The 24,057-nt window shown below is 48.6% G+C and carries 16 protein-coding genes and 11 pseudogenes; 14 read left to right on the top strand and 13 right to left on the bottom strand.

What is annotated here, in order from left to right; all coding sequences use genetic code 11:
* Window positions 1-148 precede the first annotated feature (148 nt).
* The 3 genes from ykgR (at window position 149) to trbC (ending at window position 3,476) form a co-directional block, all read left to right on the top strand.
* Window positions 149-250 carry a small membrane protein YkgR gene (gene ykgR, locus AB4H76_RS23570; RefSeq protein ID WP_349802906.1) on the top strand — a complete coding sequence of 34 codons (102 nt, stop codon included), beginning with the start codon at window positions 149-151 and terminating at the stop codon, window positions 248-250.
* A gap of 365 nt (window positions 251-615) precedes the next feature.
* Window positions 616-1,101, top strand: a complete 486-nt coding sequence (locus AB4H76_RS23565) for a single-stranded DNA-binding protein (protein WP_000157061.1) — start codon at window positions 616-618, stop codon at window positions 1,099-1,101.
* A 53-nt stretch (window positions 1,102-1,154) separates the two neighbouring features.
* On the top strand, window positions 1,155-3,476 hold the full coding sequence (gene trbC, locus AB4H76_RS23560) for an F-type conjugative transfer protein TrbC (protein WP_420062620.1): 2,322 nt from the start codon (window positions 1,155-1,157) through the stop codon (window positions 3,474-3,476).
* A 35-nt stretch (window positions 3,477-3,511) separates the two neighbouring features.
* Here trbC and AB4H76_RS23555 read toward each other — a convergent pair whose 3' ends face one another.
* The 4 genes and pseudogenes from AB4H76_RS23555 to AB4H76_RS23540 all read right to left on the bottom strand — a co-directional run bounded on the left by AB4H76_RS23555 (window position 3,512) and on the right by AB4H76_RS23540 (window position 5,739).
* Window positions 3,512-3,679: a hypothetical protein gene (locus AB4H76_RS23555; protein WP_001300931.1), complete on the bottom strand. Its 168-nt coding sequence runs from the start codon at window positions 3,677-3,679 to the stop codon at window positions 3,512-3,514.
* Window positions 3,680-3,830: 151 nt separating this feature from the next.
* A protein-coding gene (locus AB4H76_RS23550; protein WP_085950468.1) for an IS3-like element ISEc31 family transposase occupies window positions 3,831-5,044 on the bottom strand; the annotation gives its coding sequence in 2 pieces (ribosomal slippage) (window positions 3,831-4,750 and window positions 4,750-5,044; 1,215 coding nt in all).
* Window positions 5,045-5,079: 35 nt separating this feature from the next.
* Window positions 5,080-5,535: pseudogene (locus AB4H76_RS23545) on the bottom strand (hypothetical protein); the annotation flags it as partial.
* Between the two features lie 48 nt (window positions 5,536-5,583).
* On the bottom strand, window positions 5,584-5,739 hold the full coding sequence (locus tag AB4H76_RS23540; protein WP_000074142.1) for a hypothetical protein: 156 nt from the start codon (window positions 5,737-5,739) through the stop codon (window positions 5,584-5,586).
* A gap of 619 nt (window positions 5,740-6,358) precedes the next feature.
* Here AB4H76_RS23540 and AB4H76_RS23535 point away from each other — a divergent pair.
* A pseudogene (locus AB4H76_RS23535) lies at window positions 6,359-6,739 on the top strand (integrase core domain-containing protein); the annotation flags it as partial.
* A gap of 278 nt (window positions 6,740-7,017) precedes the next feature.
* The gene (locus AB4H76_RS23530; protein ID WP_001038839.1) at window positions 7,018-10,515 is read left to right on the top strand and encodes an autotransporter outer membrane beta-barrel domain-containing protein; all 3,498 of its coding nucleotides are present in this window, start codon (window positions 7,018-7,020) and stop codon (window positions 10,513-10,515) included.
* Window positions 10,516-10,689: 174 nt separating this feature from the next.
* On the opposite strand, the pseudogene AB4H76_RS23525 reads toward AB4H76_RS23530, so the two are convergent.
* Window positions 10,690-10,895, bottom strand: a pseudogene (locus AB4H76_RS23525) (hypothetical protein); the annotation flags it as partial.
* On the opposite strand from AB4H76_RS23525, the pseudogene AB4H76_RS23520 reads away from it, so the two are divergent.
* Window positions 10,894-11,034 (top strand): annotated as a pseudogene (locus AB4H76_RS23520) (alkaline phosphatase); the annotation flags it as partial. The pseudogenes AB4H76_RS23525 and AB4H76_RS23520 sit on opposite strands and share 2 nt — an antisense overlap.
* A gap of 340 nt (window positions 11,035-11,374) precedes the next feature.
* On the opposite strand, the pseudogene AB4H76_RS23515 reads toward AB4H76_RS23520, so the two are convergent.
* Window positions 11,375-11,482 (bottom strand): annotated as a pseudogene (locus AB4H76_RS23515) (type II toxin-antitoxin system RelE family toxin); the annotation flags it as partial.
* 65 nt (window positions 11,483-11,547) lie between these two features.
* Here AB4H76_RS23515 and AB4H76_RS23510 point away from each other — a divergent pair.
* The 4 genes and pseudogenes from AB4H76_RS23510 to AB4H76_RS23495 all read left to right on the top strand — a co-directional run.
* Window positions 11,548-11,793, top strand: a pseudogene (locus AB4H76_RS23510) (transposase); the annotation flags it as partial.
* 67 nt (window positions 11,794-11,860) lie between these two features.
* Window positions 11,861-13,012, top strand: coding sequence for an IS30-like element IS30 family transposase (locus tag AB4H76_RS23505; RefSeq protein WP_032304071.1), 1,152 nt, complete (start codon window positions 11,861-11,863; stop codon window positions 13,010-13,012).
* Between the two features lie 9 nt (window positions 13,013-13,021).
* A pseudogene (locus AB4H76_RS23500) lies at window positions 13,022-13,927 on the top strand (IS3-like element IS911 family transposase); the annotation flags it as partial.
* A gap of 3 nt (window positions 13,928-13,930) precedes the next feature.
* Window positions 13,931-14,260 (top strand): annotated as a pseudogene (locus AB4H76_RS23495) (S16 family serine protease); the annotation flags it as partial.
* 264 nt (window positions 14,261-14,524) lie between these two features.
* On the opposite strand, the gene AB4H76_RS23490 reads toward AB4H76_RS23495, so the two are convergent.
* The 4 genes and pseudogenes from AB4H76_RS23490 to AB4H76_RS23475 form a co-directional block, all read right to left on the bottom strand.
* Window positions 14,525-14,950: a putative zinc ribbon protein gene (locus AB4H76_RS23490; protein WP_032176724.1), complete on the bottom strand. Its 426-nt coding sequence runs from the start codon at window positions 14,948-14,950 to the stop codon at window positions 14,525-14,527.
* Complete coding sequence (locus tag AB4H76_RS23485) at window positions 14,947-15,330, bottom strand: putative zinc ribbon protein (protein WP_032176725.1); 384 nt, start codon at window positions 15,328-15,330, stop codon at window positions 14,947-14,949. Before AB4H76_RS23485 ends, AB4H76_RS23490 begins: the two co-directional genes overlap by 4 nt.
* Window positions 15,331-15,711: 381 nt before the next feature.
* Window positions 15,712-15,867: pseudogene (locus AB4H76_RS23480) on the bottom strand (hypothetical protein); the annotation flags it as partial.
* Between the two features lie 121 nt (window positions 15,868-15,988).
* On the bottom strand, window positions 15,989-16,969 hold the full coding sequence (locus AB4H76_RS23475) for an IS5-like element ISKpn26 family transposase (RefSeq protein WP_032176726.1): 981 nt from the start codon (window positions 16,967-16,969) through the stop codon (window positions 15,989-15,991).
* Window positions 16,970-17,413: 444 nt separating this feature from the next.
* Here AB4H76_RS23475 and AB4H76_RS23470 point away from each other — a divergent pair, with 444 nt between their 5' ends.
* On the top strand, window positions 17,414-18,772 hold the full coding sequence (locus AB4H76_RS23470) for an esterase-like activity of phytase family protein (RefSeq protein WP_000823247.1): 1,359 nt from the start codon (window positions 17,414-17,416) through the stop codon (window positions 18,770-18,772).
* A 121-nt stretch (window positions 18,773-18,893) separates the two neighbouring features.
* Here AB4H76_RS23470 and AB4H76_RS23465 read toward each other — a convergent pair.
* The 3 genes and pseudogenes from AB4H76_RS23465 to tnpB form a co-directional block, all read right to left on the bottom strand.
* Window positions 18,894-18,971 (bottom strand): annotated as a pseudogene (locus AB4H76_RS23465) (DUF6404 family protein); the annotation flags it as partial.
* A gap of 39 nt (window positions 18,972-19,010) precedes the next feature.
* Complete coding sequence (gene tnpC / locus AB4H76_RS23460) at window positions 19,011-20,396, bottom strand: IS66 family transposase (protein WP_032304074.1); 1,386 nt, start codon at window positions 20,394-20,396, stop codon at window positions 19,011-19,013.
* A 49-nt stretch (window positions 20,397-20,445) separates the two neighbouring features.
* Entirely contained in the window at window positions 20,446-20,793 is a 348-nt protein-coding gene (gene tnpB, locus AB4H76_RS23455; RefSeq protein ID WP_000612591.1) for an IS66 family insertion sequence element accessory protein TnpB, read from the bottom strand.
* A gap of 408 nt (window positions 20,794-21,201) precedes the next feature.
* Between tnpB and AB4H76_RS23450 the strand changes: the two genes are divergently transcribed.
* The 3 genes and pseudogenes from AB4H76_RS23450 to AB4H76_RS23440 all read left to right on the top strand — a co-directional run bounded on the left by AB4H76_RS23450 (window position 21,202) and on the right by AB4H76_RS23440 (window position 24,023).
* A complete protein-coding gene (locus AB4H76_RS23450; RefSeq protein ID WP_000065752.1) occupies window positions 21,202-22,047 on the top strand; it encodes a DUF4942 domain-containing protein in 846 nt (281 codons plus the stop codon).
* Between the two features lie 233 nt (window positions 22,048-22,280).
* Window positions 22,281-22,442 (top strand): annotated as a pseudogene (gene rhuM, locus AB4H76_RS23445) (RhuM family protein); the annotation flags it as partial.
* Window positions 22,443-22,868: 426 nt separating this feature from the next.
* Entirely contained in the window at window positions 22,869-24,023 is a 1,155-nt protein-coding gene (locus AB4H76_RS23440; protein ID WP_063625243.1) for a sugar efflux transporter, read from the top strand.
* The last annotated feature ends 34 nt before the right edge of the window (window positions 24,024-24,057 follow it).

The raw sequence follows: 24,057 nt of genomic DNA, 5'->3' as shown, positions 1-24,057 counted from the left end.
AGGCACTGTAAGAGTAAAACTTATAGTGCCTTTATATACAAGCCAGATTATAACGCCATGCAATGAAACGCCCCCATGCATACGTAGATTAACTATCTCTTACCATTTTACATATCCGAAAGAATATGTTTTAACAGAAAGGTAAAACATGAGCAATAATAAAAAAGAGCACTTCCACAATGTAATAATAAGATGGGTTATTATTTTCGCCACTATTGAATACATATATTTATTTATAAAGTTTCTCTAAAGTCTTAATACCCATCCCATCAAAAAACAATGCGGGGTTGTTAAAATAACAACATAACACTGTTTTCATGAGAATAGTAAAGCGTTTATTCAAAACCGTTTATAGCAACCCCATAAACCCAACATAGCAATTGAGTTTAAAAAGGAGATTTCATTGCCCCCTATCAATTAAACTTCATGTTTTTTAGTTTGTTTATAAAACAACATCATATCTCCTATAAAATACTCAGCAGTATTAAACCACCTTATCTTTAACCAAACTATTTATTCCGCAAGCCCACACTTATGGATATTTACCGTTATGTCAACCAGAACCAATAATTATCCACCGGGCGAAGGTAGAAATTCAAATACTGGAGTTAACTTATGGCCTCTAAAGGTATTAACAAAGTTATTCTGATAGGGTATCTGGGTCAGGACCCGGATATTCGCTATATGCCAAACGGCGGCGCTGTGGCCAGCATTGCGCTGGCCACCTCCGAAACCTGGCGGGACAAACAGACAGGGGAGATGCGGGAACAAACCGAATGGCACCGCGTGGTGCTGTTCGGCAAACTGGCGGAAGTAGCCAGTGAATACCTGCGCAAAGGAGCTCAGGTGTACATCGATGGTCAGCTGCGTACCCGAAAATGGACCGACCAGACCGGCCAGGAACGCTACACGACTGAAGTGGTGGTGCATACCGGCGGTACCATGCAGATGCTGGGCTCCCGGCAGAATAGTGCACAGGGTGGCCGGGGACAGCCTCAACAACCACAACAGGGCAGACAGTTTTCAGGTAATTCGCCATCTCCGGGCAATACCGCCATGTCCGGCAGTTTCAGCGACGATGACGACAGTATCCCGTTCTGACGTTCGGCCTCCTCAGTCCCCTGCTTCCTGCATTTTCATCCAGAAATTCAATCATGCAACACAAAGTCAACGAGCAGTTTATACGCCGCAGCGCGTGGCTCTCCCCCGTCACCTCGCTGCTGCAGAATCCCGACTTCTTTGGCCCTGCCATCATGGCAATGATGATACTCCCGCTCTTTCTGCCGTTACTGACCCCGCTCAGTATCCTGGGCATGCTCTTTACAGGCGTCATCTTCAACAACCACCGCTGGCGCTGTCCCATGAGAATGCCCGCCACGCTGAAGTGTGACGACCCCAGCGAAGACCGTGAGGAGACAGCCCGCTTTCTTGGTGCGTGGAATTACACACGCATCAGGCCGGGTAAAGCACGGGGAGCATTCTTCCTCGGCACACAACGTGGCAGTGATGTCGGTCGCGAGCTCTGGTTATCCCAGGCGGACCTGGTCCGGCACATCATGTTCTTCTCCACGACAGGGGGCGGTAAGACAGAAACACTGTTCTCCCTGATGCTGAACTCACTCTGCCATGCCCGGGGCTTCACCATGATGGACGGCAAGGCACAGAACGACACGGCGAGGACCATCTGGTATCTGGCCCTGCGCTTCGGTCGTGAAGATGATGTGGAGTTCATCAACTATATGACCGGCGGACGCTCCCGCAGTGAACTGCTCCATGCCGGCGACAAATCCCTGCCGGAATCCAACTCCTTCAATCCCTTTGTCTACGCCACGGAGACACTGGTCACCGAAACGCTTCAGTCGATGCTGCCCCAGAACGTTCAGGGGGGCGAATGGCAGTCCCGCGCCATCGCAATGAACAAGGCTCTGGTGTCGGGTGTTAAATACCTGTGCGTCGCAGAAAAAAGGTGCATGTCAATGCAGCTGCTGCGCGAATACATGCCTCTGGAAAAGATGGCCGCGCTTTACGTGACCGGCGTCGATACCCGCTGGCCGGAAGAGGCGCTTTCCCCCCTGAAAAACTATCTGCAGGAGCTGCCCGGCTTCGACATGGCACATGTCAGGACACCGGCCATGTGGACCGAAGAACCGCGCAAACAGCACGGCTACCTGACCGGTCAGTTCTCGGAAACATACTCCACCTTTACCGAAACCTACGGCCACATTTTTGCCCAGGATGCGGGTGATATTGACCAGCGGGACAGTATTCACAGTGACCGTATCCTCATCACAATGATCCCGGCTCTTGAGCTGTCCTCGTATACCGCATCCGCGCTGGGGAAAATCATGGTGACGCAGCAGAGCATGATCCTCGCCCGTGACCTGGGTCACCGGATTGGCGGGACGGATGAAGAGGCACTCGAAGTCAAAAAGTACGCAACGACGTTTCCTTATATCAACTATCTTGATGAGATTGGTGCTTACTACGCAGAGCGAATCACCGCAATGGCAACGCAGGTACGCTCTCTCTACTTTGCCCTGCTGATGGCAGCACAGGATACGGAACGTATGGAAGGGACCGCAGGGGGGAACAGCGTTTCCACCCTGATGCAGAATGCCGGCGTCAAGATCAGCGGGAAAATCGTCAGTGATGAGAAAACCATGAACATCCTGCGTCGTGCAGCCGGTCAGGAAGCTCACGCCCGGATGGATACGCTGAAGAGAAAGGATGGCCTGCTGGGAACCGACTGGCAGGACGGTGATCAGACGAGGATTGTCGACAAAGACAAGCTGAAACTCAAAGACCTGATCAATCTTCAGGCAGGGGAAAACGTCACCATTTTCAACGGACATCCCGTGGCCGGCACATCCATGTATATTCCGGATTCAGAAAAAACGTCCGGCACTCCGGTCCAAATCAACCGGCTGATACAGGTCGACCCGATTCCGCTGGCAGAACTGCGGCATCTGGTGCCCCGGGAAAGTGAACGCCGCATTCCGCGACCGGAGAAAGTCTCCCGCCTGATCGGGATACTGAAGGGAGAAGTGGAAAGTCCCGTCGACAGCTTCACACTCATCAGTCCGGTGATGCGAAGACTGCACGATGAATGCGCCAGCCAGGTGCTCGACATGCCGGACATTTTCGACATCAGCGAAGCGGTTTACAACCTTTACAGCCTGCTGTATACGGCAGATATCCGTACCAACCGGATATCACTTATCAGCAATGCGCCTCCTCAGCTGTCGTCCGGGGATGGGGAGTGCGATATTATACCTTTCAGTCTGTCCGGCACCCGGCCTTCCCCTGAGCAGCTTTTCTCTGCAATGATGCAGGCAGCTACACGCTCAGGCGAAGATACTGCGGATGCTGACATGCAGAATGCCGGTACTGACGCTGGCGCGACGCCCTCAGCAGACGAGGCCTCATCCGGTGAGGACCACGACGAACTCTTCGACAAAGTGTTGTCAGGGTGCTGAAAATTTCACCTGTAAAACGGGGGCATGCGCAGTGATTAACGTCCCATCCCCGGCCCCTTATGACCAACCGGAGTCGGGCCATGAGCATTACCGTCCTGCTGTTGCTCTTCCCGATCCAGTTGTTCCGCCAGGTACTCTGCAACATACTGCCAGTTGCACGCATCCCGTTCGGATTTTTCAACCCGCTTCTGGTGTCTGCTCACAGCGGCCTGACGATAATCATCGGCATCTTTTCTGCTAATAATACGGATATGTGTAAGCGTTAACGGAGTGCCGTATTGACGCTTATTTATTGGTGAGTACTACATTCCATGGCAGGAGTTCGTTAACACGGTTGGAAGGCCATTGTAGTGGTCAAGTAATACTGGCCACGGTTTTACAGTAAAAATGGTATCTGTTCTCTGACTCTTCCGGCGTCAGCCCTCCGTTATAATGGTGAGGCCTGACGCTATTGTAATAATTCAGAATATAACTGCTGATTTGCTGCCGGGCCACGTCTTTGCCTGTGTAGCCATCGGTTGGCACCCATTCTGTTTTCAGACTGCGGAAGAAGCGTTCCATTGGACTGTTATCCCAGCAGTTTCCCCGTCGGCTGACACTTTGCTTTATCCTGTAACGCCAGAGAAGTTGTTGATATTTCAGTCCTGTATATTGACTTCCCTGGTCGCTATGAAACATGACGTCCCGCGGCTGACCACGCACCTCATACGCCATCCGCAGGGCACTGCTTATCAGGGCAGTATCGGCATTCGCTGACAGGCTCCAGCCGATAACCCTGCGGGCAAAAAGATCCATGCCGACCGCCAGATAGCACCAGCGATTTCCTGCCCAGATATACGTAATATCTCCGCACCATACCCTATCTGGCTCGGGCACAGCGAACTGGCGCTCAAGCAGATTCGGCAGGCAGGTATGTTCCTGACGAGCATTTTTGTACTGATGTTTTCCGGGCTGACAACTGCTCAGGTTCAGATATTTCATCAGACGCCCGGCACGGTAACGGCTCATCGGGACGCCGTTTTGGGTCAGCATTTCAGCCAGCGTGCGCGCCCCCGCAGAGCCCCTACTTTGGTTCCACGCCCGGCGTATTTCGCTGCACAACCTGACTCGCGCCGGATTAACCGTATCGCGTCGTTTTCGCCAGTACCGGTAACTGCTGCGGTGTATTTCCAGAGCAGAACAGAGGCTGACAACTGAGTGGCTGTCACTCAGTCTGGCAACTATCGTGAACCGTTCAGCGAGTCGGACATCAAGAGCGCGGTAGCCTTTTTTAATATCGTATTTTGTTCCTCCAGGCGGCGAACCTGCTTTTCCAGTTCGCGGATACGTTGCTGGTCTGGAGTAATAGGTGTGGCAGAGGGCGCAATCCCCTGACGCTCTCGCCTGAGCTGGCGCACCCAACTCTCAAGCGTGGTAGAACCGACATTCATCGCTTCACTGGCTTGTCGATATGAGTAGCCCTTATCAACAATTAGCTGTGCACATTCCAGCCTGAATTCAGGGGTGAAAGTACGTTTGGTTTTCTTGTTCATTAAGTCACCTGTTTTGTGTTGTGGTGAGGATATCACCTTTAATCAGGTGGCCAAATTTACTGTGCCACTACAGTATGCAGGTAAAGCTTTTCCCCCAGAAAATCAGAACGGTCGAAGCCTCCGGGCCGATCGATAATATCCACCGCATTTGGCTAGTCAGGCGCATCCGGTACGGCAAATAAACGTCCATCATCCCGTTTGATATCGTGTGTGTCCTGATCGATAAGCATAAACTGCGCAAGGGATGGGGGCTGACCGTCTTTGTTTTCCCACGTTTTCACGTTGAGCGTTTTTGCTATAGCCGCAATATCATCTTTCCGGGCACTGTAGTCGCAGTCAACAGAAGTGGTGAGACGCTCATCAGGCAATCTGTCGCCGTATTGTGCATGATAATAGGATATCCAATATTGCACAGCCTGGCCGCCAACTGTGATAACGGCATGTTTGAGCTGGTCAGCGTTGCAGATCAACTGCTGATTTAGCAGGTACATCTGCTCATAGGGGGGAATAACGTCTTGAACTGGCATAAAAAAACCATCAGCGAATGATGGTTTATTGTGCTTCAAAGTTCAGGATCAGGCAAAAGCGATAGTATGGGAGAATTTGCTATTGGCTGACTTACTGAAACGGCTTTTCACGGCAGGCTTGTAACCGGCACGACCACGCAAAACCTGCACCGCTACGGCTTCGTAACGTTCATGCTGCTTTTGTTTAGCTTGTGCGGGAGACATAATTTTGTACCTGATGGTGGTTATATACAAATAAGCTGTAGTAACTATACGTCACGAATCTACGTCACGCAATAGCGTACTATTGTTGCAATTTTGATGTACTTCCAGACTACTGTCTCATTCTGCAGTGCTTCCCGTTCTGCCTGCATTCCTTATTTACCGTATGTCCGGCTCAGTTAACCGGATTCAAATTCCCGGTGTCCCTCCCGTCCTGACCGGTAGCAGACAAGCCCAGTCCTCCTGTAACAATAAAAGGGGTACCAAGTCGCAACCACCGAAATTTCCGGAATGCACAAATTTTGCGCTCGGCAACCTGTACGTAAGACCGCCGTTAACCGGACAGCAAAGAAATAGCTGCCTGGCGCGAAAAATCACTGCCCGTAACGTATCCATAGCTGGTACGAATAAATTCTCACTTACTGCACCATAAACGTACACGTTAAAACCTGCCAAACATGCTTCAAAGATCAACAAATTCGCTGTATCGGAAATTTCGGCGTTTCCAGCGTAGGGGGCAGCTTGGAATTCGGAAATTTTCCCACGCTAAGACTATTTTTTATACAGCAACATTTGCTGTTTCGCTCTAACTCTCAGAATTGTTTGCCGTGTGGTTCGGAGTTACGATAAAGCGACAGTGCAGGATGTGATGTTAGGAGCGATAGAAAAACGCTTTGGCGATAAAGTACCGGAACAGTCCATCCAGTGGCTGACAGATAACGGTTAAGCGTACAGAGCGCATGAAACACGGCAGTTCGCCAGAGAGCTGAATCTGAAGCCCTGCACAACGGCAATCAGTAGCCCTCAGAGTAATGGAATGGCAGAACGGTTCGTGAAAACGATGAAGGAAGACTACATCGCGTTCATGCCGAAACCGAATGTAAGAACGGCATTGCATAACCTTGCAGTGGCGATCGAGCATTACAATGAAAACCATCCGCATAGTGCGTTGGGTTATCGCTCTCCGCGAGAATATCGACGTCAGCGGGTAATGTTAACTTAAGATACAACCCCTGTCTGGAAATAAGGGGGCAAGAACATTAGGAATAATTTATATAAAAAAGGTTGTTGTCTCCATGATTTAAACTTAGTGTATATATATACTCTATAATAAATACAGGAAGTATCACGAGACGTCTGGATACGGTAAATAACTAGGAGAAAGTGGTAAGGTATAATGACACTTGTTTTTAATGGAAATATTATTTCTAATCTGTTCAATATCAATGAAATAATGTACTGCATGGTTGACAAAAATATGCATCACTAAAGAAAAATAGTATGAATAAGAATATACGAATTTTACAATTTCTGGTCAGTATAATTTATTCTGTGCAGTCTCATTTTTCTGGTGCGCAAACAATACAACTGAATGGTAATGGTATACCTAAAAGTATAACCAGGAGTATTACAGGTGTTGATGGAAACGCGGCGCTTAATATCAGCGTGCCGTATAAAACAAGTTATACTCAAAATATACTATCTGTTGAAAGCAGTATTAACATCAAAGGAGGAACAAGCAATACATCAATCGGTGGTGCAGGTGTCTACGGTGAAAACTTTACGCTAAATAATAATGGAAGTGTTTGGGGAGGAGATGGATATAATGGTGGAATTGCTGTTAGTGGCAACAAAATATCTATAAACAATTACAGAAATGTATATGGGGGTAATGGTCTTGGTGGCTCAGGAAGTAGCGGAGGTGCAGGGTTAAGCGGGGATGATATTATAGTTGATAATTACAGAAGTATATACGGAGGTGATGATGTAGGTGGGACAGGTGGTTCCGGTGTAACCGGTAGCAATATTACAGTGCATAATTCCGGAGGAATATTGGGCGGTAATGGCGTAAACGGTGGTGATGGTATTAATGGTAGTAATCTTTTCATTACTAACGACAACATGATATCTGGAGGATATGGAATAAAACAAGGGGGAGATGCTATTTCTGGAAATCAAATCACTTTGAATAATAACGGTATTGTTCAGGGGGGATATGGCCCCGACGGTGGTTGCTCTGTTTATGGAGAAGATATCCATATTAATAATCATGGTAATCTTTCAGGATTATATAATAGCCAAAAAGATGCTTATAATACATCAATAATTTTTTCTGGCGGGTATAATTCATTAGATATTTATTCAGATTCTGTGATTAATGGTGATATTAAACTAGCTAGTATACCTGTTAATGGTACAAATGAATTAATTATTAAAAACATCAATAACGCAACAGCAATTAATGGTGGGCTAATGATTGGGAATGGCTCATCTGTTTATCTGTCAGGCAAGAACTCCATTTTTAACGGAAATATAAGTATTGATGAAGACGCATCTATGAACCTGTCTGTAGGAAATGCTAATGTTCACGCAAATACTATTACATTAAAAAGTGATTCATGGCTTAATATAGACACATCAATTAAGAACTGGACTCAGGACTATTACACATTATTGTCGTCAGACACAGGTATCTCGATCGCTGATAATAGTCACATTGTACAATACAATGTATTACTGACAGAAGGTGCTGAAAGTTATGTTTATACGTCTTTAAATGACGACGATAACAAACTGATATCCATGCTGAGATGGAATAATACAAAAGGCATGGGATATGGAACCTTTAATATAGAAAAAGATGCCACTCTGAACATAGGCGTTTCTCTTTCCGATAATCTTTCACCTTTATTATATGATGGCTGGGACGGCAAAAGTCTGACAAAATCAGGTAATGGTACTCTTATACTTTCTGCAACAAACAATTATACAGGAAATACAGAGGTTAAATCTGGCGTATTAATTCTTGCTGCACCTGATGCTCTTGGTCGGACTGAGTATTTATATTTATCCCGTGGCGCAGAACTGGATATGAATGGGTATCCTCAGACAATAAGCAAACTACTGACGGCTGCAGGCTCTGTGCTGAACATTCATGGCGGAAGCCTGATACTGAATAATGGAGGAGAATCTGCAGGTACTATTGCAGGGGATGGTTCTCTGAACATAAATGGGGGAATGCTTGATATAACGGGTAATAATCGTAATTTTTCCGGTGTTTTTACCGTGAATAAGGGGGCTCATTTGGCTGTATCCACGGCTGATAATCTGGGGACAGCCTTTGTTGATAACTATGGCACATTAACTCTGAACAGTACATCAGCATGGCAGCTTACCAACAATATCAGTGGTTATGGTAATGTTCGCAAGACGGGAGCAGGTGCACTGAACATTAGCGATAACGCAAAATGGACCGGGATGACAGATATTATTCAGGGGACAGTGATACTGGGGAACGCAGATTCACCGGTGATGCTCGGCAGTAACCAGGTCATTGTTGAAGAGCAGGGCAAACTCTCCGGGTTTGGGGGCGTTGCAGGAAATCTGAGCAATAGTGGTATAGTCGATCTCACTACATATATGCCGGGTAATATACTGACTGTCGGAGGGAATTACACTGGCAGAAATGGACTTATTCTCCTCCAGACAGAAACAGGTGGTGACAATTCGAAAACAGATCGTCTGGTGATTAAAGGTAATGCCAGTGGCCGTACCCGTGTCGCTGTTACTCAGGCCGGTGGTACTGGTGCAGAGACACTTAATGGGATTGAAGTGATTCACGTCAGTGGCAATGCTGATAATGCTGAATTCATTCAGACGGAACGTATTACAGCCGGAGCTTATGATTACATACTGAAACGTGGTCAGGGGATTAACAGCACTAACTGGTATCTGATTAGCAGAAAAGACATTCCTGTACCACAACCTGAAGCTGTACCGGAAAACCATGATAATAATTTGCGTCCTGAGGCAGGTAGCTATGTTGCCAGTATTGCTGCTGCAAATAATCTGTTTGTAACGAATCTGTATGAACGACAGGGACAGGAGTTGTATATCAGCCACATGACAGGAGAAGAAAATGAAGCAGGTATCTGGATGTATAATAAAGGAAAACATAATCGCTGGCGTGACAACAGTAGTCAGCTGAGAACCCGGGGGAATAGCTACGTTGTGTTAATAGGGGGAGATATAGCTCAGTGGAGCCTGAATGGTACCGATCGCTGGCATACAGGTATGATGGCTGGCTATGGTCATAATAATAACAGTACGAATGCCCTGAGCACCGGATACCATTCGGAAGGAAGAATGAATGGATACACAGCGGGTCTTTATGCAACATGGTATGCCAATGATGAAACACACAATGGTTCTTATCTTGATAGCTGGCTGCAATACAGCTGGTTTGATAATCATATAAATGGAGAACGGCTGCCTGCTGAGTCATGGAAGTCAAAAGGGTTTACGGTATCTCTGGAAGCAGGATATTCATGGAAGGCTGGAGAGTTTACCGACAATTACAAGGGAAGTCATGAATGGTATGTTCAGCCGCAGCTTCAGGTTGTCCGGATGAATGTAAAATCAGACAAATATCATGAAAGTAACGGAACCAGTATTGAAAATACCGGTAACGGAAATATTCTCACCCGCCTGGGAGCAAGAACATGGCTTACCAGCAAAAACGGTAAAAATACGCGGTATGCGGTTCCGTTCAGACCATTTGTGGAGGCACACTGGTTGCACAATAGTCGTGTTTTCGGCACCAGTATGAATGGTGTAAGTATATACCAGGATGGTGCGCGTGATATCGGAGAAATAAATGGTGGTGTTGTGGGAATGATAACACCAGAAGTAGCATTCCGGGCTGATGCAGGCATTCAACTTGGAGAACATGGATACCATAATACATCTGCCATGTTGAGTGTGGAATATCGTTTCTGATGTGTCTTTACATTATAAATATCCTTCACAAAATATTGTTGATAAGACATAGTTAGGTGGTGAGCTGCCTCGGAAAATATGACGACAGTAATGATTTCTAAGAGATTTGAAATGCGTTGATAACAAAATCTGAAATATAGGAGTCTGTTTAGGATTGTGTGTAAATGCCTTTTCTCAAAAGTAACCGTCCAGGCGGTCACTGAATCCGATAATAAAGCGGCTTATTGCCATACCCCAGTCCTTCAACGGCATCGTCCATTTCGGGGACGATGCCTGTATTGCCAGACACACCACTTTTTTCACCGGCTCGTCTGTCGGAAACACTTACGCTTTTTGATCGCATGGCGGATCACGCTGTTTAGCGACCCGATGGCATTCGTCAGCGACAGCGACAACTCTTACCGCTGGAACGAAATGGATAAGCGCTTCAGTGTCGACGACACGCCGAACGAGCCGAACCGCTTCGGCTGGGTGGGGGAAATCGATCCATATGGTTATTTTTCAGAAAATAATAAGAACATCTGTGCTTTATATAACCAGATAAAACCACGCAATAAACATAAATATTAAAGGTGATAATACTTTTATTTATCACTTCGGTTATATTCAATAAACATAATAACTTTCTCTGAAATCACAGGTCCGGCCATTGCAGTTGTTTCAGACGTTGATTAGGATGCCAGTGCATTTGCAGGGATGGTTTGTGTATCCACCGGGTATAATGCGTGACATCATTAATTTCAACACTGACTGTGCGATTGTCTGTTATGCCTGCCCACAGGGTAGGCTTTTTTTCTGTATGCAGGAAAAGAATCACTGAAAAAATGGAAGCAGGTAAGAAAGAGTGCTGACCAGGATATTATTTCATCCGTTCACTGGCGAGATGATAAACGTTGCTACGTTCACGTTTACCTACTGCGACTACCGCAATAATTAACATATCATCAATAACCTGATAAACAAGACGAATGAATCGCCACAGGTTTAATAGACACCTCAGAGTCATTTAAGATGACTTAAAGAGAGGTGCCCATGAGCGGTAAGCGTTATCCCGAAGAGTTTAAAATTGAAGCAGTCAAACAGGTTGTTGATCGCGGTTATTCTGTTGCCAGCGTTGCAACACGTCTCGATATCACCACCCACAGCCTTTACTCCTGGATAAAGAAGTACGGTCCGGATTCTTCCACTAATAAAGAACAGTCAGATGCTCAGGCCGAGATCCGCCGTCTCCAGAAAGAGCTGAAGCGGGTTACCGACGAACGGGACATATTAAAAAAAGCCGTTGTAGATTCAATTGGTCAACGCAACAGTTATGTGAAAACATGGGGTTGCAGAGGTTTTTTGAATGAGACGAACATTTACAGCAGAGGAAAAAGCCTCTGTTTTTGAACTATGGAAGAACGGAACAGGCTTCAGTGAAATAGCGAATATCCTGGGTTCAAAACCCGGAACGATCTTCACTATGTTAAGGGATACTGGCGGCATAAAACCCCATGAGCGTAAGCGGGCTGTAGCTCACCTGACACTGTCTGAGCGCGAGGAGATACGAGCTGGTTTGTCAGCCAAAATGAACATTCGTGCGATAGCTACTGCGCTGAATCGCAGTCCTTCGACGATCTCACGTGAAGTTCAGCGTAATCGGGGCAGACGCTATTACAAAGCTGTTGATGCTAATAACCGAGCCAACAGAATGGCGAAAAGGCCAAAACCGTGCTTACTGGATCAAAATTTACCATTGCGAAAGCTTGTTCTGGAAAAGCTGGAGATGAAATGGTCTCCAGAGCAAATATCAGGATGGTTAAGGCGAACAAAACCACGTCAAAAAACGCTGCGAATATCACCTGAGACAATTTATAAAACGCTGTACTTTCGTAGCCGTGAAGCGCTACACCACCTGAATATACAGCATCTGCGACGGTCGCATAGCCTTCGCCATGGCAGGCGTCATACCCGCAAAGGCGAAAGAGGTACGATTAACATAGTGAACGGAACACCAATTCACGAACGTTCCCGAAATATCGATAACAGACGCTCTCTGGGGCATTGGGAGGGCGATTTAGTCTCAGGTACAAAAAACTCTCATATAGCCACACTTGTAGACCGAAAATCACGTTATACGATCATCCTTAGACTCAGGGGCAAAGATTCTGTCTCAGTAAATCAGGCTCTTACCGACAAATTCCTGAGTTTACCGTCAGAACTCAGAAAATCACTGACATGGGACAGAGGAATGGAACTGGCCAGACATCTAGAATTTACTGTCAGCACCGGCGTTAAAGTTTACTTCTGCGATCCTCAGAGTCCTTGGCAGCGGGGAACAAATGAGAACACAAATGGGCTAATTCGGCAGTACTTTCCTAAAAAGACATGTCTTGCCCAATATACTCAACATGAACTAGATCTGGTTGCTGCTCAGCTAAACAACAGACCGAGAAAGACACTGAAGTTCAAAACACCGAAAGAGATAATTGAAAGGGGTGTTGCATTGACAGATTGAATCTACAACCGCGCTCTTGATGTCAGACTCCCTGAACAGTTCTCGATAATCGGGAAACTCAGAGCGCATTATCCTGTGGTCACACTCTGCCATGTGTTCGGGGTTCATCGCAGCAGCTACAGATACTGGAAAAACCGTCCTGAAAAACCAGACGGCAGACGGGCTGTATTACGCAGTCAGGTACTTGAGCTACATGGCATCAGCCACGGTTCGGCCGGAGCAAGAAGCATCGCCACAATGGCAACCCGGAGAGGCTACCAGATGGGACGCTGGCTTGCTGGCAGGCTCATGAAAGAGCTGGGGCTGGTCAGCTGTCAGCAGCCGACTCACCGGTATAAACGTGGTGGTCATGAACATGTTGCTATCCCTAACTACCTTGAAAGGCAGTTCGCCGTGACCGAGCCAAATCAGGTGTGGTGCGGTGATGTGACCTATATCTGGACGGGTAAGCGCTGGGCGTACCTCGCCGTTGTTCTCGACCTGTTTGCAAGAAAACCAGTGGGCTGGGCCATGTCGTTCTCGCCGGACAGCAGGCTCACCATGAAAGCGCTGGAAATGGCATGGGAAACCCGTGGTAAGCCCGGCGGGGTGATGTTCCACAGCGATCAGGGCAGTCATTATACGAGCAGGCAGTTCCGGCAGTTATTGTGGCGATACCAGATCAGACAGGGTATGAGCCGGCGCGGAAACTGCAGGGATAACAGCCCAATGGAACGCTTCTTCAGGAGTCTGAAGAACGAATGGATGCCGGTGGTGGGTTACGTAAGCTTCAGCGAGGCAGCTCACGCCATAACGGACTATATCGTTGGATATTACAGCGCACTAAGACCGCACGAATATAACGGTGGGTTACCCCCAAACGAATCGGAAAATCGATACTGGAAAAACTCTAACTCGGTGGCCAGTTTTTGTTGACCACTTCATGTCGTTGAACTGCATAATACTGGCCCAAGCACCGCAACCAGTCTTGCTGCGCTTATCGCTTTATGTTCGATATTGCTGGCAAAACCAGTACAGGAACAGATGGTGGTGTTGGGCAGTATGACGCTTGGTGGAGTAATTAACCCGGTACAAGATCTTGCTGCCAGTTTACAGCTCGCCTTCGACAGCGGCGCAAAACGAGTTCTGTTGCCGATGTCCTCGGCTATGGATATTCCAACGGTTCCGGCAGAGTTATTTACCAAGTTTCAGGTGAGTTTTTACTCAGACCCGGTTGATGCTGTTTATAAGGCGCTGGGTGTGAATTAACGTAGTAACTATTTTAATGAACTGGAGAGGACAATGGCTCAAGAACGTTCTGTAATTAAATTCATCAGGCCTTGCCTCTCCATTCATGAATATAAAAATACTTACATCTGAGTATTGTTGGCTGTGTTTGAATAAAAAGAGAGCTGTTCAAATAAGCCTGTATAACTGTTCTTTACAAAAAATGGAGGAGCTATCAGCTAATTCAACACTGGAAGATGTTCGTCGAGTTGGATTGAACGCCCTGCGCAGACCGGGCATTTCGGATTAAGTGCTCGCACTTCCACAGTCCTGGAACAAGTCTGGCTGGTAGCTGTAAACATACTTTGTACATACCGCTCTGGAATAGATCCCCGTGCCACAGGCTTCACAGAACTTTTTCCCGGGAAAATGCTGCCCGCACATCACACAATGCCACTCCAGCACGACAGGTAATGGCGATAAAAACATCGCCATATCATCAATGTAAGGATGGGATTTTTCCGGATTCAGCACCACGCAGTCCGTCTTCTGTTGCGCGGTCAGGGCATGTAAATCATGCTCAAACCACGCCCCCTGAGCATCTGTCTGCAAAATCAACCGACCACGACAGGAAAGGCAGAAACAATGCCTGATATTTCTGCTGAGCGCAGAATCGGCACTGATAATGTGCTCACCTGGCGTGATCCCCAGCCCCGTTTTTAGACCGTTCATCCTGCCACTGCCTCCTCACTGAAACGCCCTGTATGACAGTGTGTGCAGTACTGCTCCCCATAATAATCGTGGTGACATTGTCTGCAGTGCCAGCTGGTTTTACGCACCACGGGTAAGGCATCCGGTACCCATTGCTGTAAGCGTTTAATCAACAGTATTTCTCTGCGCTCCGGTCTGGCATAAGGGCACTCATGACCGTGCTCAGCCAGCCCTTCGCCAGTGTGTTCAAACCAGGGACGTTCGGTATCGTATTGCGGGTGGTATCTGAGCGCACTGCCGCAAAGGTGACAGGTGTATCGATCGTAAGGCGCTGTCTGTGCAGTACGGGCACCGGTCAGGCGTCCGTTGCCATCGAATGCGAGAAAAGATTTTGCGTACATCGTCATATTCCTCAGCCGCCAGACGACACGCAGGCAGCAACCGTCCCGGTACGGGCAGCGTGGTCAGGGTGTGAATGGCGGTTCAGTTAAAAATCTGGAATGGGGGTGAGGTAAAACAGGCAGGCTGCTGTTACAGCACTGTGGTTGTCACACAATGGCCCACCGACGTAAAAAACTGTCTGCAAGCAGAGATGGACATCCAGCGCATGCAGCACCGTTGCAGCCATCAGGGGTTTTACTGGTGTGTCATGTATGGTTAAGTTTCCGTATAGTTTCGTTCATACGGAGTAACCACATCGTAAAAAATGCACAGTGCCTCTGAAGTGGCCTCCGGAACCGACTGCAAAGATTAGAGCCAGTCCGCAGTTGTCGCTCAGAACCTTATACCTGAGAACATATCCCCGGCAGGGTGCTGTCCAGTCGCGGTCGCCCCCGGTGACTTTTTTCAGGAAGCCTGCTGCAACCAAGAACGATGCCACATTCTTTCTGTTCTCGTTTGGCAAGGTAGCTAAGGAAGGTGCGAATAAGCAGGTCATTTCTTCCCAAGCTGACTCGCTGATTAAAATTTCGCGGATCTGGGCCGATTTTTTTCCCGCAAACACATCGAATCAGCCTATTTAGACCGTTTCTTCGCCATTTAAGGCGTTATCCCCAGTTTTTAGTGAGATCTCTCCCACTGACGTATCATTTGGTCCACCCGAAACAGGTTGGCCAGGGTGAATAACATCGCCAGTTGGTTATCGTTTTTCAGCAGCCCCTTGTATCTGGCTTTCACGAAGCCGAACTGCCGCTTGATGATGCGAAACGGGTGCTCCACCCTGGCACGGATGCTGGCTTTCATGTATTCGATGTTGATGGCCGTTTTGTTCTTGCGCGGATGCTGCTTCAAGGTTTTTACCTTGCCGGGACGCTCGGCGATCAGCCAGTCCACATCCACCTCGGCCAGCTCCTCGCGCTGTGGCGCTCCTTGGTAGCCGGCATCGGCTGAGACAAATTGCTCCTCTCCATGAAGCAGATTACCCAGCTGATTGAGGTCATGCTCGTTGGCCGCGGTGGTGACTAGGCTGTGGGTCAGGCCACTCTTGGCATCGACACCAATGTGGGCCTTCATGCCAAAGTGCCACTGATTGCCTTTCTTGGTCTGATGCATCTCCGGATCGCGTTGCTGCTCTTTGTTCTTGGTAGAGCTGGGTGCCTCAATGATGGTGGCATCCACCAAAGTGCCTTGGGTCATCATGACGCCTGCTTCGGCCAGCCAGCGATTGATGGTCTTGAACAATTGACGGGCCAGTTGATGCTGCTCGAGCAGGTGGCGGAAATTCATGATGGTGGTGCGATCCGGCAGGGCGCTATCCAGGGATAATCGGGCAAACAGGCGCATGGAGGCGATTTCGTACAGGGCATTTTCCATGGCACCGTCGCTCAGGTTGTACCAATGCTGCATGCAGTGAATACGCAGCATGGTCTCCAGCGGATAGGGCCGTCGGCCATTGCCCGCCTTGGGATAAAACGGCTCGATGACAGCGGTCATATTCTGCCATGGCAGAATCTGCTCCATGCGGGAGAGGAAAATCTCTTTTCGGGTCTGACGGCGCTTAGTGCTGAATTCACTATCGGCGAAGGTGAGTTGATGGCTCATGATGTCCCTCTGGGATGCGCTCCGGATGAATATGATGATCTCATATCAGGAACTTGTTCGCACCTTCCTAAGCTTTTTCTGCTTCTGTCGGTGGGATATGGCCCTGCCTTTCCAGCAATCGTCGATTGTTATACCAGTCCACCCACGTGAGTGTGGTCAGCTCATCATACTGACACGTGCATTACCCCTACCGCGATAATGCAACCGTACAATATAGGGCGTTTCCTAAACGCAGCCCTCATCACTCCAATCCAACAAGACACAGCATTTTTGATCACGAAGAAAGACAAATAATTTCCGTAAATGTTTCCGTTGTTACAAATAACAACAGTGTTTTACATTTCTTTGGCCTCAGGCCCGCGCATGTTGCCATTCGATGTCATTTTCCTGACACGTTTCTTCTTTATGGTGTAGTGTGATCTTCACTTTATGGATGCTAACAATATGAAAAGAAAAATTATTCCCGTGCTAATCGGTTGTACGCTCTCTTTCTCTGCCCTGGCGGCACAACCTACGGCTGAGCGCTATGTCGTCAGTTTTCCAGAAGGCACGCACGTGAACTACGCCGGCGCATTTGCCAGTGCATTCCCGAACGGCCTTCCGGTTGGGATAGGTTCTGGCCTGCTGTTCACCGGTAAACAGGGCGATGCCCTGACATTCGCAACCATTACCGATCGCGGTCCGAACGCGGATTCACCGAAAGAGGGGAAAAACGAAACTAAAATTTTCGTTACGCCAGATTTCGCGCCGCTGCTGATGACGATTCGTGTACAAAACGGCAAAGCGGAGGCCATCGATCCCCGTCCTCTGCATGACGATAAAGGCGCGATCAACGGTCTGCCGCTGGCAAGCGACGTGATTGGCTCCACCAATGAAGTGGCCTTCAGCGACACGTTACATAGACTGAAGGGGGATAATCGCGGGCTGGATACGGAAGGGATCACTCCGGATGGTAAAGGAGGTTACTGGCTGTGCGATGAGTATGGCCCGTTCCTGATTAACATCGACAGTAAAGGGAAAATCCTGGCAATCCACGGTCCGCAGGCGGCGGAAGGGGAAAAAGCGATTGCGGGCGGTTTGCCAAATATCCTCAAATGGCGTCAGGCGAACCGCGGCTTTGAAGGCCTCACCCGTATGCCGGACGGGCGTATTATTGTCGCCGTGCAAAGTACGCTGGATATCGACGCTAAGAGCAAGAACAAGGCGCTGTTTACGCGTCTGGTGAGCTTCGATCCGGCAAGCGGAAAAACCGCGATGTACGGTTATCCCATCGACAGCGCGGCCTACAGCAAAAACAGCGACGCTAAAATCGGAGACATCGTGGCGCTCGATAACCAGCACATCCTGCTGATCGAACAGGGAAGAGATAAAAACAACAGAATGCGTAACCTGATTTACAAGGTCGATCTCAATAAGGCGAGCGACCTGTCAGGCTTCGACAAGCCGGGTGAGTATCCGGAGTTTGATGATGAGAAAACCCTGTCACAGCGCGGCATTACCCTTGCGCAGAAAACGCAGGTTGTTGATCTGCGCTCCTTGGGCTGGCAGCAGGAGAAGGCTGAAGGGTTGGCGCTGATCGACAGCAAAACGCTGGCGGTGGCGAACGATAACGACTTTGGCGTGAAGGTGGCGATGCAACATCCGGTCGAGGGCAAGACATTCAAGGATTATCGGGTGAACGCGGAAGGAAAGCTGACGCTTGACGACAAGCAGGTTGAAACGACCCTCAGAGTGAAGCCACTGGAGAAACCGGAGTCTGACAGTGAACTGTGGATTGTGACGCTGCCGGAAGCGTTGAAATAAGTTTATAAGGTACGGACAGCAGTATCGCTTAGTTTTTCAAATTCATGTATGTGAACAATATTGGGGTTCCGGCGTAGACCCCCAATGAAAGCGTCACCACGTGAAAACATGCCTGCACGGTTTACACGTCATCCCATGGTGGCAGCCGGTTAACTTTCCTGCGCCACCAGTGGAAAAAGGCCATAAGCAGTCCGAACAAAAGTAAGCGTACAGCGAGGGCCGTATTGACGGGGATGTGTTATTCAGCTGGCAGTGCTATGCGCCACGGAAGCAGTTCGCTGACCCGGTTGACCGGCCAGTCTGCTATGACGCCAAGCACATGGCGAAGGTAGCTTTCTGGATCCACGTCATTCAGTTTGCACGTCCCGATCAGGCTGTACAGTAGCGCTCCCCGCTCACCACCATGGCCAGAGCCGAAGAACAGGGTCTTCATCTTTTCACGCAACCAGCTTTCCAGGGATTTCAACAGCGGTTTCGTTTTTCGCTGACGTTCAGCAAGCCGCTGCTCTGCCGGCATTCCCCTTATATCCGCCTCTATGGCGTACAACTGACCGATCTGCTCCAGGGCTTCTTCCGTCAGTGCTGACGGGATGCGGACGTGCACATCGTGGATCTTTCGGCGGGCATGAGCCCAGCAGGCAGCTTCCGTTATCCCACCATTGCGATACAGCTCGTTGAACCCGGCGTACGCATCCGCTTGCAGCACACCGCTGAAGCAAGCAAGATGAGTCTGCGGATGGATGCCTTTTCTGTCCGGGCTGTAAGCGAACCACACCGCAGGTGCCAACGCTGACTCGGCATTGCGGTCATCACGAACATACGCCCACAACCGCCCGGTCTTCGTCTTCTTATTACCCGGCAGCAGTACCTGGACCGGGGTATCATCGGCATGGAGTTTGCCGTCAGTCATGACATAGCCATGAAGCGCCTCTTCCAGCGGAGACAGCAGCCGGCAGCATGCATCCACCCAGCCCGACAGCAGTGAACGGCTCAGCTCCACACCTTGCCGGCCGTATATTTCTGACTGGCAATACAGCGGGGTGTGCTCTGCATACTTCGAGGTCAGCACGCGGGCCAGCAGCCCCGGTCCGGCGATACCCCGCTCGATGGGCCGCGAAGGTGCAGGTGCCTGCACGATGGCATCGCACTGAGTACAGGCATGTTTTTCCCGTACCGTCCGGATAACCCGGAAGGCGCTACGCATCAACTCCAGCTGTTCGGCGGTATCCTCGCCCAGATAGCTCAGTGAACCGCCGCAGTTCGGGCAGCACGGCGCCGCAGGCAACAGTCGCTTTTCGTCACGGGGTAGTGATTCAGGGAACGGCTTACGGGTGCGGGTCTGACGCAACGGACGCTGTACTGCCGGGTCATACACCCTACCAGTCAGCGTATCGCTCTCTTTCTGAAGCCGGTTCAGATCGGCTTCCATTTGTGCGATACGGCGGGAGACTTTTTCGGAACGACTGCCGAAGTTCATCCGGCGGAGTTTATCCAGCTGCGCCTGCAGATGGTCTATTTCGCGCTCCCGGTTGCTCAGCTTTTCCTGCAGGGCGTGGATCAGCGCTTCCTGTTCGGCCAGGCGCTGTTTCAGCAGGAAGATGTCGTCAGAAGAGATGTCGTTCATAAGCCCGTATTTTACCGGGCTTATTCTGTGACAACCAGGATAAAGAGATTTACAGCATGGTCAGGGAGGTCAGCAGCCGCTTGGGCTGTCGCCAGTCGATACCTTCCAGCAGCATCGCCAGCTGCGCCTGCGTAAGGAACACTTTGCCATCACGGGCTGACGGCCAGGCGAAGCGCCCACGCTCCAGCCGTTTGGTCAGGAGGCACAGTCCGTCACCGGTGGACCACAGCAGTTTAACCTGACTGCCGCTGCGGCCCCGGAAAATGAAAACATGGCCGGACATGGGATCGTCTTTCAGCGCCGTTTGTACTTTCGCAGCCAGGCCGTTGAAGCCATTTCTCATATCGGTGATACCGGCAACCAGCCAAATTTTGGTCCCGGAAGGTAACGGGATCATCGCTTCAGTTCCTGTATCAGCAGAGTCAGGAGCTTTTCGCTGACATTGCCATTGAAGCGGAGCGTCCCGTGCCGGAACGTTACCTCACAGCTGATACTGAGGGTTTCCGGGTCCTCTGCGAGCGATTCTGGCTGTTCGGCAGCTGCATCGAGAGTCACAGGAAGTAGCTGGGGGCTCTCTGAAGAAGGTAATGGCAGCTTTCCCTCGTGCCATTGTTGTCGCCATTTGAACAACAGATTGGCGTTAATGCCATTTTCAAGAGCAAGTTTTGAGATGGATATCCATACCCTGCGCCAACTGCAGCTTCTGCAACAGAACCGGTGAGTCTTACTCACCAGACTTCATTCCACTGACGCCAGCCTGAATACGGCTGGCGTTTTCGTTTATAAACCAAAAGGGAAACCGATAATGTCAAACATCACAATCTCCCATCCGGAAGTGGTCACCGGGAATACGGACGTTATCTGCTCCACCAGTATCCGACACGTTGTGACGGTACGGAATGCAGCACTGCAACAAACCGAAACGCTTATCCGGCAATTGACTGAAATCTCAGTACTGACAAAAAGCATTGGTGGTAAAAGCGCACGGGACTGGGCGATGAAACAGGATTTTCGCTGCGGATGCTGGCTCATGGAGAAACCTGAAACAGCAATGAAAGCCATCACCCGCAACCTTGACCGCGAAATCTGGCGTGACCTGATGCAACGTTCCGGGATGCTGTCATTAATGGATGCGCAGGCCCGTGATACATGGTACCGGTCACTGGAGTACGATAATTTTCCGGAAATCAGTGAAGCGAACATTCTGAGCACATTTGAACAACTGCACCAGAATAAGGATGAGGTGTTTGAGCGAGGGGTAATTAATGTTTTCAGGGGACTGAGCTGGAATTACAAAAACAATTCACCCTGTAAATTTGGCAGTAAAATTATCGTCAACAATCTGGTGAGGTGGGACAGATGGGGATTTCATCTGAACAACGGCCCACAGGCCGATCGACTTGCCGACCTGGAAAGAATGCTGCATCTGTTCAGCGGCAAACCGATCCCCGACAACCGGGAAAACATCACTATTCATCTGAATGAGCACATCCGGTCTGTTCAGGGTAAAGAGTGCTATGAAGATGAAATGTTCAGCATCAGATACTTTAAGAAGGGCTCCGCGCACATCACGTTCAGGAAACCAGAACTGGTTGATCGGCTAAATGATATTATAGCCAGACACTATCCGGAAATGTTACCTTCACAATAGAGTACTAAGAATTGATTCAATTATGTATTTTAGCTTCATTCCTTCATGCAAAATCATTTGGGGGTTCTTATGGGGGTTACTCATTTATCCAACACATACAAATTATTTAAGATCAATGCATTAATACTTATATTCGACTCCTGTGATCTCCGCCAAAATGCCTCTCCTGACGTTCTCCAACCCCTTGTAATACTGTCAATCCAGATATTTTCTACTGCTCAATATTCAATCGGCTTCAGGAATACCTGGTCTAAGGTTTTGTGATGGACGATGAGCGGCTGAAGAATCCGCCTGTCGGTTCTTCTGTCCTCGAACGCATCCGCGATATTCACGCCAGTATGCGCCGTGTTTATTTGCAGGTGATTTGCCCCCCTGCTGACTCTCAGCCAACTGTATCGCCATTAAGGTGAAGATGTTGTTTTACTCGCCCCAGAACACCCTTTTTTATACGACTATTCTATTTCTTTAACCGCTGGCGAAAAAAACTGACTATAAACTTCACCAATAATCAGACTGCCATCAAGATTAATTTGTTCATTTAATATATCAAATCAACTTGTTTTATTTTTACTATCAAAAATAGCTCATTACCTTACTATAATTAATATATAAATTCGGTAATTAATTCTTAACATGCTTTTGCTAATAATCTCAATTGCTGGCCCTATAATATTGCGCTAGCATTGCTTTCTGGTTGTATCAGCGATACTCAAAAATTCTTAATACAATACTCATTCGACTGGTACTTATTTGTAACTCAGTTATATTTTTTCGCCCGGTGATTCAGAAGAATGCAAAAAACGGCTACCACTCCATAAAAAATACTTGATCTCACTGCCGCGGCATTTTTACTTGTCGCCTTTCTGACGGGTATTGCGGGCGCTCTTCAGACTCCTACCCTAAGTATATTCCTCGCAGATGAACTGAAAGCCCGTCCTATAATGGTAGGTTTTTTCTTCACCGGTAGCGCTATTATGGGAATTCTGGTCAGTCAATTTCTGGCAAGGCACTCCGATAAACAAGGCGACCGTAAATTACTGATTCTGCTATGTTGCTTATTTGGAGTGCTGGCCTGCACGCTTTTTGCGTGGAATCGCAACTACTTCATTCTCCTCTCAACGGGCGTACTTCTGAGTAGTTTTGCTTCCACCGCAAACCCGCAAATGTTCGCCCTCGCCCGTGAACACGCCGACAGAACAGGCCGTGAGACGGTCATGTTCAGTACATTTTTACGTGCTCAGATCTCGCTTGCCTGGGTTATCGGGCCACCGCTCGCTTATGAACTGGCAATGGGATTTAGTTTTAAAGTGATGTATCTCACCGCTGCCATCGCATTTGTTGTTTGCGGACTGATAGTCTGGTTGTTTTTGCCATCAATACAAAGAAATATTCCTGTCGTTACCCAACCCGTAGAAATTTTACCCTCCACCCACAGGAAGCGGGATACGCGGCTACTTTTTGTGGTCTGTTCAATGATGTGGGCGGCGAATAATCTCTACATGATAAATATGCCGCTATTTATTATTGATGAACTGCATCTAACCGATAAACTGGCTGGGGAAATGATTGGTATCGCTGCCGGTCTGGAAATTCCGATGATGTTAATCGCAGGCTATTACATGAAACGTATTGGCAAGCGACTATTAATGCTCATTGCTATCGTGAGTGGAATGTGTTTTTACGCCAGCGTACTCATGGCGACGACTCCGGCGGTTGAGCTGGAATTGCAAATTCTTAATGCCATCTTCCTTGGTATTCTCTGTGGTATCGGCATGCTTTATTTTCAGGACTTGATGCCTGAAAAAATAGGCTCTGCGACAACGTTATATGCAAATACTTCACGCGTCGGCTGGATTATCGCCGGCTCTGTTGACGGAATTATGGTTGAAATCTGGAGCTACCATGCGTTGTTCTGGCTGGCGATAGGGATGTTGGGTATTGCGATGATTTGCCTGCTGTTTATTAAAGATATTTAGCTCACCAGTCTGGGCTAAGAAAAATCGGCGTGGC

This window comes from Escherichia sp. UTM R2 (genome assembly GCF_048593455.1).
Lineage (GTDB): Bacteria > Pseudomonadota > Gammaproteobacteria > Enterobacterales > Enterobacteriaceae > Escherichia > Escherichia coli.
The sequence above is the reverse complement of the archived record's forward strand: the minus strand, read 5'-3'. Positions and strand labels throughout refer to the sequence as shown.